The organism is Acinetobacter lwoffii, from assembly GCF_024129685.1.
Lineage (GTDB): Bacteria > Pseudomonadota > Gammaproteobacteria > Pseudomonadales > Moraxellaceae > Acinetobacter > Acinetobacter lwoffii_X.
The window spans coordinates 97,267-108,478 of record NZ_JAMXXL010000009.1 but is presented as its reverse complement, the minus strand read 5'-3'; the positions used below and the strand labels follow the sequence as shown (position 1 = coordinate 108,478).

The following is an 11,212-nucleotide window of genomic DNA, read 5'->3' as shown; positions in this document are numbered from 1 at the left end:
TCGTTTAAATTCCCCATCATTAAATCGAGTTAAATTTTCATATTTCATGGGGCTAGTATAAACAATTTTTTACTTTCGCAAGAGATCTATTTTGTCCTGTGTATGTTGGGCTTGCTCAATGGCGGCGTGTCGCTAATTATCTTTTATATGTTCTCGTGCTTACCCAAGATCAAGCGCTTTTTTCCTCAGGCTTCGATGCTGTTGGTATTCTGGGTACAGGTGTCAATTTCATGTATCACCATGTCGATTAAAACTGATGCCTTGCAGCATCAATCCATGGCGATAGTCACGATCGTATATATCCTGGGTTATGTTCTGACCGGTATTAAGCCGATTCAGATGCTGGTCACCGGATTACTCGCTGCGGCAACTACTATTCTTGTATTGTTTAGTCTTTCAGTTGAATTTAATCCTATGGTTTTTGGCCGGATTTTAATTGGAAGTTGCTTGCTGGGTTATGTGATTAGCCATATGATTTTTGCCCGTGAACGTGTGATTTTTCTCTATAGCATTCGCGCCAGAATCAGTGAGCAGATCCAGCGTATTCATACCAACGAATTATTACATTTGAGTCAGTACGATGAACTGACCAAAATTTCCAATCGACGGACTTTTGATGAGACGCTGCAAGTGCATTTCGAAAGTGCACGCCGTGAAGAAACGGCATTGGCAATTCTGTTTATCGATGTAGATTTCTTTAAAAATTACAACGATTTTTATGGGCATCAGAAAGGTGATGATGTCATTTCGACTATTGCCAAAACCATCAAAAATGCGATCCGTCATATGGACTTTGTCGCACGTTATGGTGGGGAGGAGTTTGTAGTGCTCTTGCCAGAAACAGATGCACATGGTGCTTATGCAGTGGCTTCAAATATTTTTAAGGCGATTGACCGTCTGGAAATTCCACATGAAAAATCCTCGGTTGCGAAATATATCACCATCAGTTTAGGCATTACCGTCTATCGTGGTGAAGATGATATTGATAAAGACGCCTTATTGGGAATCGCGGATCAGGCGCTATATCGTGCCAAACAGCTTGGACGCAACCAGATTTATTATCAGTCCATTCGTTCAGTCAATTCAGATATCGCAAATGGTTAGAGATTATTAAAATCAATAAAAGAACCCTCAATAAAAAACCGCTCATCAGGAGCGGTTTTTTATGCAACATAAATGACTAAAACTTAGTTTTTGTCTTTCAGTTGTGGCACTGCAGATGCTGAACCAACTGCCAGTAAACCAGTCTCTGTATAGATGCCCAGTTTCGCGCGAGTATCCGTGATATCCAGGTTACGCATGGTCAACTGACCGATACGATCCATCGGCGAGAACATGGAATCACCTTTCTCCATAGTTAAACGCTCAGCTTCATAAGTGAGGTTTGGAGATTCAGTGTTCATAATCGTGTAATCATTACCACGACGCAGTTCGATCGTTACAGTACCGGTAACTGCTTTAGCAACCCAACGCTGTGCAGTTTCACGCAGCATAAGTGCTTGAGAATCGAACCAGCGACCTTGGTAAAGCAGACGACCTAAACGTAGACCGTTAATACGGTATTGTTCAATCGTATCTTCGTTATGAATACCTGTTACCAGACGCTCATAAGCAATGTGAAGCAGCGCCATACCCGGAGCTTCATAGATACCGCGAGATTTCGCTTCGATGATCCGGTTTTCGATTTGATCCGACATACCTAGACCGTGACGGCCACCGATGCGGTTCGCTTCAAGAATGAACTCAACTGGATCTTCAATGCGTTGACCGTTGATGGCAACCGGGAAGCCTTCTTCAAAAGTAATCGATACTTCTTCAGCTTTTACTTCTACGTCATCTTTCCAGAACGCAACGCCCATGATTGGCTCAACGATTTTAATGCCTGCATTCAGGTATTCAAGATCTTTGGCTTCGTGCGTCGCACCCAGCATGTTTGAGTCAGTTGAATAGGCTTTTTCTTTTGACATTTTATAGTCAAAACCATTGTCGATTAGGAACTGTGACATTTCTGCACGGCCGCCCAGCTCGTCAATGAAGGTTTGGTCTAACCAAGGCTTGTAAATTTTAAGCGCAGGATTGGTCAACAAACCATAACGGTAGAAACGCTCAATGTCGTTGCCTTTATAAGTTGAACCGTCACCCCAGATGTTAACGTCATCTTCTTTCATGGCAGTTACCAGCATGGTGCCAGTTACTGCACGACCCAATGGCGTCGTGTTGAAATAAGGCATACCACCTGTAGAAATATGGAACGCGCCACATTGAATTGCAGCAATACCTTCTAATGCAAGCTGTAAACGGCAGTCGATTAAACGTGCTTTTACTGCGCCATAAGCTTCAGCTTTTTTTGGAATCGCATCGTAATCGTCTTCGTCTGGCTGACCCAGGTTTGCTGTGTAAGCATAAGGTTCAGCGCCTTTTTGTTTCATCCACAAAAGAGCAGCAGAAGTATCTAGACCACCAGAGAAGGCAATACCAACTTTTTTACCTACTGGGACATTCTGCAAGATAGTTGCATTATCAGACATTGTTCATCCTAATGATATGAAATAGGCACGCCAGAATTGGTGGCCTGAAAAAATACATATTGCATCAATTGTATCATTAATTTATTTAGGTTTGCTTTAGAAAAGAAAAACTCGTTTTAAAATCTCTATTCAATAGGCTTAAATAATCATAAATCGCACGATTTTAACCAGAATCCTGCTGAAAAAGTAAAAAATTGGTTATATTCAGCCGAATAATTTAAAAACCAGATAAAACAGGAATAAAAGCATGGCGACTCATATCCCACCTTTACCTAATTTAAATCCTAAAACCAAGAATGAAACACTGGCACTGTTGCATGGGATTTATGCCGGCCTGATTGGTTTTAGTACAGTGCTGTTTTTATATCTTGAATATCAGCAATCCAGTATTTCCATGCTGAGTTTAGGTGTGGTGCTGCTGCTTTTAGGCTTGTTGATGTTTTTTAATATCCAGGCCAGTATAAAGGTGAAGCAGGGCAATGGTTCAGGACGTACTTTATCCAGAATAATGGCTATTCTGATGTTGCTGAGTTTTCCAATTGGTACAGTATTGGGCGTGATTGCATTATGGAAATCCAGCGCACGACAATGGCAGAACTAATTCGTCATGTATAGAAAGAACTGTTTCGAAGATTGATATTTGTGCCTGAAAATGCTGAACTCCGGGTCATAAAAAGCCGCTGAAAATCAGTTAAAGTAAGGGAATGACTTGCTCAGCCAAATATAATCAGGGATTTGTTATGACCACGACGCGCTATGCCAACATTTTAAAACCACTGCATTTAGGTTTTACCACCATTAAAAACCGGGTCGTAATGGGGTCGATGCATACTGGTCTGGAAGACCGCTTCTATAATTATCCTAAACTTGCAGCGTATTTTGGCGAACGTGCCAAGGGTGGCGTAGGTCTGCTGATTACGGGTGGAATATCGCCAAACCGTCAAGGCTGGTTGTTGCCGGCGGGCGGCACCATGAATACCTTGGGAGATATTGCGCCACATCGTCTGGTGACGCATGCAGTGCATAAACATGGCGCCAAAATTCTTTTGCAAATTCTGCATGCCGGACGTTATGGCTATCAGCCTTTTGTGGTGTCGGCAAGTCCAATCAAATCGCCAATTTCTCCTTTTAAACCACGTGAAATGTCAGATAAACAGATCCTGAATACCATTCAGGACTATGTCAACACGGCCAGTATTGCCAAAAAGGCTGGCTATGATGGCGTAGAAATTATGGGTTCGGAAGGCTATTTACTGAATCAGTTTTTAAGTCGTCATGTCAACCAGCGTAGCGACCGTTGGGGTGGCCCGATTGAAAACCGGATGCGTTTTGCCGTAGAAATTGTCAAAGCCATTCGCGAGGAAATTGGCGAAAAATTTATCATCTGTTTCCGTTTGTCGCTTCTCGATTTGGTACATGATGGCAATACCATGCAGGAAGTGATTACCGTAGCTAAAGCTTTGGAAAAGGCGGGGATTACTTTGCTTAATACCGGGATTGGCTGGCATGAAGCACGTATCCCCACTATTGTGACTTCTGTACCGCGTGCCGCTTTTGTCGATTATACCGCTGAAGTCAAAAAACATGTGTCGGTGCCGGTAATTGCGTCCAACCGGATCAATATGCCAGAGACTGCCGAAGCAATTCTGGCATCAGGGCAGGCAGATATGGTGCAAATGGCACGTCCACTTTTGGCCGATGCGTTCTGGGTCAATAAAACTGCAACCAATCGTGTGGATGAAATCAATACCTGTATTGCCTGTAATCAGGCTTGTCTGGATCATACCTTTAAAAACCAGCGCGCAACCTGTCTGGTCAATCCGCGTGCCGCTTATGAAACCGAACTGGTCTATGTCAAAACCAAAAAACCAAAAAGTATTGCAGTGATCGGTGGGGGTGTCGCAGGTTTGTCGGCTGCTACTGTCGCAGCCAGTCGCGGGCATGATGTGACGCTGTTTGAGGCCAGTCATGAAGTAGGCGGACAGTTCAACCTGGCTAAGGTCATTCCGGGGAAAGAGGAATTTCACGAAACGATTCGTTATTTTAAAGTGCAGCTAGAAAAAACTGGAGTTGATCTGCGTCTCAATACCCGAGTCAACCGCGAGCAGTTGGAGCGTGAGGGTTTTGATGAGGTGATTGTGGCTACAGGGGTTGTGCCGCGTGCCTTGAATATCGAAGGCAGTCAGGCACCACAAGTATTATCTTATGCAGAAGTGCTACGTGGCGCACCTGTCGGTGATCGTGTTGCGGTCATTGGCGCAGGTGGGATCGGTTTTGATGTGTCCGAGTTTTTATTAAAGCCACCGCATCAAATACAGCCGCAACCTGTGGATGAGTGGAAGCGTGAATGGGGTGTAGATTCTCATCCAGATTATGTGACTGAAGGCGGGTTACAGCGTGCTGAAGTAGAACCTCCAGTACGGGAAATTTATCTATTACAACGTAAAAAGACACCGCTTGGCGCAGGACTAGGCAAGACTTCAGGCTGGGTACATCGTGCCCAGTTAAAAAAACATGCCGTGCGGATGTTGCGCGGTGTGCAATATAAATCTGTCACGGATGAAGGCTTATGGATTGAGGTAGATGGCCATGCTCAATTATTGCGTGTGGATACCATTGTGGTATGTGCAGGTCAGGAATCGGTAAAAGACCTGATGCCGAGTGCTGGGGAAAATACCTTGGCGCAGTATCATATTATTGGCGGTGCAAAACTGGCTGCCGAGCTGGATGCCAAGCGTGCCATTCGTGAGGGAGCGGAATTAGCAGCAAAACTGTAAGGATTTGATGAAACTATATGCAGTTGATTGCATTCACTGTAATTTTCACTTGTCAGCCGGACAAAAGCTCCGTATTATTGCGCCCATGGAAGCGTGGCAGAGCGGTTTAATGCACCGGTCTTGAAAACCGACGAGGGTGTGAGTCCTCCGTGAGTTCGAATCTCACCGCTTCCGCCAAATTTTAAAAACCCCAATCGAAAGATTGGGGTTTTTTATTGCTGATGAATTTTACAGAATGATTTAAAAAAAACGGATCTTGAAGAGGTTCGATATTTAAAAAGTCGATAATTTATAAACAGATATTCTTTAATCGCATACTTCAATCTTAATCAGAGCCAGAGCAATTCTTTCCACATGCTGATAAGCAGGTTGCTCTAATTCTTCACCAAAAATATCCGGATCAATTTCCTCATAAGACCAGTGAATATTTTGATGCTGCTGCATCAGGTCTTGCAGATACTGTAAAAATCGATTGCCATTTCGTGTGATGGTGGCGCCGGTATATAAAAATAAACGGCCGCCTGAATTTAGCCTTTGCAGGCCTTGTTTTATAATTTTAAAAGATAATTCATTGCCATCGAGCTCATTACCTCCGTGACGATATTGCCGTTGCTCAGGATCAATTAAATAAGGTGGATTGGCAAAAATCAGGTCAAACTGACCTTCAAGATTGGAAAATAAATTGCTTTGCACCGGAGAGATTGAAGTAAAACCCGAAAAATCAATATTGAGCTGACTATAGAGCAAGGCTTTGGGGTTTAGATCTGCTACAAAGATTTCCTCATGATCTGGAAAGTATTTGGCGATACTGATGGCAGCAGCAGAGGTGCCACAGCATATTTCAGCAGCCCGTTTGAAAGGGCGAGGTTCGGTGGCTAGATATTGCTTGAGATGATAGACAAAGCGATAAGTATCGGGACCAAAAAAAACAGCATCTTGTTGTGTGGTTGGAAAGGAAGAGTGAATAAAGAGTTCACCTTCCAGTGAGGCGACCCTGACCAGACTGGTGTATTGCTCATCCTGAACCTGTAGAAGTTGCTGTTTTGCCAGCAAGGAAAAAAGAACCGGATCAAGATCGGTTTTGCTAAATTCCAGATTCCAGCCAAATATATCCTGCAGGGTTATTTCCTGATTTTTCTCGTTTCTTTTACGATCCAAAATCCGTTGATGCGACAACGGAGTAATAGCTGTGAACTGATAGTTTTGTTGTTTTAAAAACGCTAGTAAAAAATGCAGAGCATGTTGCTGGTGATTCTGAATTTCTAAAATCTGGTTCATAAGCGTTGCTCTTTGGTTTACGTAAAATCAATACAAAGCTGGATAGACGTTGAATCCCATATAAGACCATGACCAGATCAGCCATTCGCGATGCGTTCATTCAATAGAAATGAATCAGCTTCATCTTCGCCTGAAATGCCAGAATTTTAAGTAAAAAACTGATGTGAATTGGTGTGATTTTTATAGCTGTTTTTAAAAAATTATCTTCTGATAAAGCTTCTGTCTACTTTTATTCTCGATTCATAAAAAATGGCTATTAATCAAAGTGATTAATAGCCATGATGGGTGAGAGCCTTAAAACTTAGTGAGGCACTTCTGGTAAATCAAACCAGATCACTTGCGCATCTTCGCTTGCTTTAATTTCTGTATCATCTAGAAAAGCAATTGCGCCGCCAGCTTCAACTGTATGTTCAGCGATCTGGACAGTGCCAGAAACAACATGTACATAATTAATATGCTGGGTCGCTTTCACTTCCAGACTTTGGCCTTGCTGAATCACCGCAGTTTTGACTTCGGCATTCTGACGAATATGCATCGGTGCATTGTCATTCGGACCACAAATCAAATGCCACTGGTTCGGTTGCTCATGCGGGTCAAGACGGATTTGCTGATAGTTCGGCTTGGCATCACGTTCATTTGGAATAATCCAGATTTGCAGTAAATGGACCTGTTCGTCGCCTTGGTTCATTTCACTGTGCCGCACACCTGTTCCTGCACTCATCAGTTGCCATTCACCCGCAGCGATTCCGCCATGATTGCCCATGCTGTCCTGATGGGTAATGGTTCCTTTCAGCACACAGGTCAGGATTTCCATATTGTCATGTGGATGTGTTCCAAAACCCTGATGTCCATCAATCAGGTCATCATTAATAACGCGTAAAGCACTGACACCCATATACTTTGGGTTATACCAATTACCAAATGAGAAGCTGTGTTTAGACTCCAGCCAGCCCATTTTTACATGACCACGATTTTCGCTCGGATGTAGAAAAGCATTCATGATTTTATCTCGACATTATTTTTAACTTGAGATCATCATACTGTCGTTTTATAACTGAAAAAATCTCAAATAGGCGACAGATCATTGCATTTTTGCAACGAAAGAGCTGAAAGTAAACATAAGGAATAAAAAAGCCCGCTCAAAAGCAGGCTATTTTTATTCAAATCGGCAGACCGATCATCATTCTAAGAAACGAACCGTTACCCCAGATTTGACTTTACGGCCAAGATCATTGGCATCCCAGTTAGTCAAACGAATACAACCATGTGACGCTGTTTTCGAAATGGTAGACGGGTTTGGTGTTCCGTGAATACCAAATGATTTCTTGCTTAAACCAATCCAGATATTCCCGACAGGACCGTTAGGACCCGGTGGTAAAGATAGTGGTTTTAAGTTTTTACCTTGTACAAAGTTAGACGGTGAATAGCTGTACCAAGGGTTTGGTGCAACACCTGTTACTTTATAGGTTCCGGTCGGAGATGGTGTATCCGCACTACCAATGGTGGCAGGGAATGACGCGATCATTTGATTTTTACTGTTAAATAAGTACAGTTGTTTCGCACCTTTATGTGCAACAATCAAGTGAATACCTTCAGGCAAGTCATTACGTACATTACTGACCAGTAATTTTTCCCCAACTTTATTAAAGTTAGCATTTGGATTGAGTTTCTTTAAGAAATTCTCATCCATATGGAATTTTTCGCTCAACATTTCACTGACACGTGTGTAGTACAAGCCTTTCATTTTCGCCTGTAACGCATAATCTGAAGGAATAGACTTGGCAAATGGGCCTGCCAGATCTTTTTCAGTAATGGTGTATTCAACAAAGGCTGGCTTAGAACCCTGACGTGCAACTAGTTTATCCCAGGTTTCCTGAGTCAAAACACCTGTCGGTTTAATGCCATTCATTTGCTGGAAAGATGCAATGGCTTTTAGTGTATTTTTACCGCTGGTTCCGTCAATCGCACCTGGTGATGCATGGGCATTATTCAGCATGACATGCGCACGTGCGTAAACTGGGAATTGACCTGCACCGATATTTTCATACCATTGGGCATTGTTTAAACCGTCTAAAGTCCAAGAAGCTTTGGTCATCGCAGAGTTAGTCGGTGCTTTGGTATTTGGTGCTGCGCCAACAGAGGCAGTCTGATCTTCGGTATCCTGTAGCTCATTCAGCGCTTCAGATGCCTGTTTTAAGTCTTGTTGTTCTTGTGCAGTAATTTGCGCTTCTGCAGGTGCTGCTTGGGCCGCTGAAGCTTCAGTTGCTAATGGATCAATCGGATCTTGCACTGCAACATCAGTCACCACTTGGGGTTTTAATGGTTGTTCAGCAGTAGACGCGGCAAAAACTTGACCTGCGAAAATGCAACCTAGACTCACAGCGAGCATTGTGCGAACGAACATGTAACTCAACCTTAAGAATTATTTCTTTAACTATGTGAAAAAACACTATAAGTATTACAGAAAAAATGTGGAGATGCAGTAGTTGTTTTGTGTAAATCACTAGGTTGCCGTTCAATCCGATCGGTTTTTAAAGTTGCCAGAAGTTATTAAAACTGCGGCCTTTTTGCTATGATGTTGGCAATGTCAAAGAAAGATGGGAATGTGAATGACGACCTTAAAAAATGATCGTTTTCTGCGCGCATTGTTGCGTGAGCCTGTAGATGCTACGCCAGTATGGATGATGCGTCAGGCTGGCCGTTATTTGCCTGAGTACCGCGAAACGCGTACCAAGGCAGGAGATTTCCTTTCGCTTTGCAAGAATACTGAACTGGCCTGTGAAGTAACTTTGCAGCCTTTACGCCGTTATGATCTTGATGCCGCGATTTTATTCTCGGATATCTTGACGGTTCCGGATGCTTTGGGACTGGGGCTGTATTTTGAAGCCGGTGAAGGCCCGAAATTTCACAAGACCATCCGTACCGAACAGGATGTCGCCAATCTGCCTGCATTTAATGCCAAGTCGGATCTGGATTATGTGATGAATGCCGTTTCGACCATTCGTTCAGCCTTGGGCGGTCAGGTTCCTCTGATTGGTTTCTCGGGCAGTCCATGGACTCTGGCAACGTATATGGTCGAAGGCGGTTCAAGCAAGGATTTCCGTTTTACCAAACAGATGATGTATGCGCAGCCTGAAGTTTTGCATGCTTTACTGGATCGTCTGGCTGATGCAGTGACTGAATATTTGAATGCGCAGATCTATGCGGGTGCACAAGCGGTACAGATCTTTGATAGTTGGGGTGGGGCATTAGCACATCGTGAATATATCGAGTTCTCGCTGAACTATATGCAGAAGATTGTCGCTGGTTTGCAACGTGAGAAAGACGGCCGCAAGATTCCGGTAATTCTGTTTACCAAAGGTGGCGGTCAATGGTTGGAACCGATGATTACGACAGGCGCAGATGCATTTGGTCTGGACTGGACCACGCCATTGAATGTCGCTCGTCAAACGGTTGCTGGTCGTGCAGCACTTCAGGGTAACCTGGATCCTGCAACTTTATATGGTTCATCAGACACCATCATTAAAGCGACAAAAGCCATGCTGGATGATGCCTATGCCAATGGCGAGAAAACCGGTTATGTTGCCAATTTAGGTCATGGTATTACCCAGTGGGTTGATCCGGCGAATCCAAAAGCATTTATTGATACCGTACATGAGTATAGTGCCAAATATCTTTAGGATGTAAACCTTGATCGATCTATTCAAATCAGGGTTTGAATTTACTTATAAGGCAGCTTCGGCTGCCTTATTTGGGATTTTACTCCTGCTCGCTTTTGCGCTGACTGCTTCTATGGGCAGCGATCTCTTCTTTGGTTTTTACCGGTATGACTATCTGCTTTTTTTTGCTTTGCTGATTCAGGTGATATTGCTCTATACCAAACTGGAATCCTGGGCTGAAGCCAAAGTGATTGCGTTATTTCATCTCATGGCCATGGTGATGGAAATCTTCCTGACCCATCCGGCAATTGCTTCCTGGCATTATCCTCAACCCGCAGTATTTAAAATCCTGACCGTGCCTTTATTTGCCGGTTTTATGTATTCTGCGGTCGGCAGCTTTTTTGCACGTTCTTTACGTCTATATCAGGTTTCATTTGAAAAATTGCCGCGTTTTAGTCATATGCTGGCTTTGGCAGTCTTGTCTTATATCAACTTTATGAGCAAGTTTTTTATTCCTGACTATCGTCTGATTCTATTTGTCTGGAGCGTGATCATGTTCTGGAAAACCAGAATCCGCTTCCAGCTGAATCAGCATGCTTTTCAGTTGCCGATGTTACCCGTACTGCTGATTCTGGCGTTTATTATCTGGATTGCCGAGAACATCAGTACCTTTTACCAGATCTGGCTTTATCCAAGCCAGATTGAGCAATGGCATATGGTGGGATGGGGCAAACTCGGATCTTGGTATTTATTATTACTGCTGAGTCTGGTGTTGGTACTGAAAATCTTGGGACAGCGTAATTTACAAGGCGATTGGGCGCTCAAAGAACAGTAAAATCAATCAGGTTATGTTTATGTAAAGCATACATTTTTTCAATTGCGCCAAACTTGACTTGTCGCTACTCTGCTGAGTATGTAATTTAAATTACATCATTAGAGTAATAACAAAGATTGCATGAGAATAATTGGA

The 11,212-nt window shown here is 43.3% G+C and carries 8 protein-coding genes, 1 tRNA gene and 1 pseudogene; 6 read left to right on the top strand and 4 right to left on the bottom strand.

The features are described from left to right. Positions 1-90 precede the first annotated feature (90 nt). Positions 91-1,104, top strand: a pseudogene (locus NI464_RS06610) (GGDEF domain-containing protein); the annotation flags it as partial. Between the two features lie 83 nt (positions 1,105-1,187). Here NI464_RS06610 and argG read toward each other — a convergent pair. After that, entirely contained in the window at positions 1,188-2,528 is a 1,341-nt protein-coding gene (gene argG / locus NI464_RS06605) for an argininosuccinate synthase (RefSeq protein WP_004279561.1), read from the bottom strand. A gap of 247 nt (positions 2,529-2,775) precedes the next feature. On the opposite strand from argG, the gene NI464_RS06600 reads away from it, so the two are divergent. The 3 genes from NI464_RS06600 to NI464_RS06590 all read left to right on the top strand — a co-directional run bounded on the left by NI464_RS06600 (position 2,776) and on the right by NI464_RS06590 (position 5,482). After that, positions 2,776-3,129 carry a hypothetical protein gene (locus NI464_RS06600; RefSeq protein ID WP_004646383.1) on the top strand — a complete coding sequence of 118 codons (354 nt, stop codon included), beginning with the start codon at positions 2,776-2,778 and terminating at the stop codon, positions 3,127-3,129. 139 nt (positions 3,130-3,268) lie between these two features. After that, positions 3,269-5,305, top strand: coding sequence for an FAD-dependent oxidoreductase (locus NI464_RS06595; RefSeq protein WP_224216560.1), 2,037 nt, complete (start codon positions 3,269-3,271; stop codon positions 5,303-5,305). Between the two features lie 87 nt (positions 5,306-5,392). After that, positions 5,393-5,482, top strand: a tRNA-Ser gene (locus tag NI464_RS06590). Positions 5,483-5,611: 129 nt separating this feature from the next. Here NI464_RS06590 and NI464_RS06585 read toward each other — a convergent pair. The 3 genes from NI464_RS06585 to NI464_RS06575 form a co-directional block, all read right to left on the bottom strand. Continuing rightward, positions 5,612-6,583: a methyltransferase gene (locus NI464_RS06585; RefSeq protein WP_180085208.1), complete on the bottom strand. Its 972-nt coding sequence runs from the start codon at positions 6,581-6,583 to the stop codon at positions 5,612-5,614. Positions 6,584-6,884: 301 nt separating this feature from the next. Beyond that, entirely contained in the window at positions 6,885-7,583 is a 699-nt protein-coding gene (locus NI464_RS06580; RefSeq protein ID WP_253138003.1) for a pirin family protein, read from the bottom strand. Positions 7,584-7,763: 180 nt separating this feature from the next. Further along, the gene (locus NI464_RS06575; protein WP_004646387.1) at positions 7,764-8,987 is read right to left on the bottom strand and encodes a L,D-transpeptidase family protein; all 1,224 of its coding nucleotides are present in this window, start codon (positions 8,985-8,987) and stop codon (positions 7,764-7,766) included. Between the two features lie 205 nt (positions 8,988-9,192). Here NI464_RS06575 and hemE point away from each other — a divergent pair, with 205 nt between their 5' ends. Then, positions 9,193-10,263 (top strand): uroporphyrinogen decarboxylase, encoded by a 1,071-nt coding sequence (gene hemE / locus NI464_RS06570; RefSeq protein ID WP_004646388.1) that lies wholly within the window; start codon positions 9,193-9,195, stop codon positions 10,261-10,263. 10 nt (positions 10,264-10,273) lie between these two features. Then, positions 10,274-11,077: a DUF817 family protein gene (locus NI464_RS06565; RefSeq protein WP_253113843.1), complete on the top strand. Its 804-nt coding sequence runs from the start codon at positions 10,274-10,276 to the stop codon at positions 11,075-11,077. The last annotated feature ends 135 nt before the right edge of the window (positions 11,078-11,212 follow it).

Coding starts and splice junctions, on each gene's coding strand:
- NI464_RS06580 (WP_253138003.1), bottom strand. CDS start 7,583: ATGAATGCTTTTCTACATCCGAGCGAAAATCGTGGTCATGTAAAAATG.
- NI464_RS06575 (WP_004646387.1), bottom strand. CDS start 8,987: ATGTTCGTTCGCACAATGCTCGCTGTGAGTCTAGGTTGCATTTTCGCA.
- NI464_RS06600 (WP_004646383.1), top strand. CDS start 2,776: ATGGCGACTCATATCCCACCTTTACCTAATTTAAATCCTAAAACCAAG.
- NI464_RS06585 (WP_180085208.1), bottom strand. CDS start 6,583: ATGAACCAGATTTTAGAAATTCAGAATCACCAGCAACATGCTCTGCAT.
- NI464_RS06595 (WP_224216560.1), top strand. CDS start 3,269: ATGACCACGACGCGCTATGCCAACATTTTAAAACCACTGCATTTAGGT.
- hemE (WP_004646388.1), top strand. CDS start 9,193: ATGACGACCTTAAAAAATGATCGTTTTCTGCGCGCATTGTTGCGTGAG.
- argG (WP_004279561.1), bottom strand. CDS start 2,528: ATGTCTGATAATGCAACTATCTTGCAGAATGTCCCAGTAGGTAAAAAA.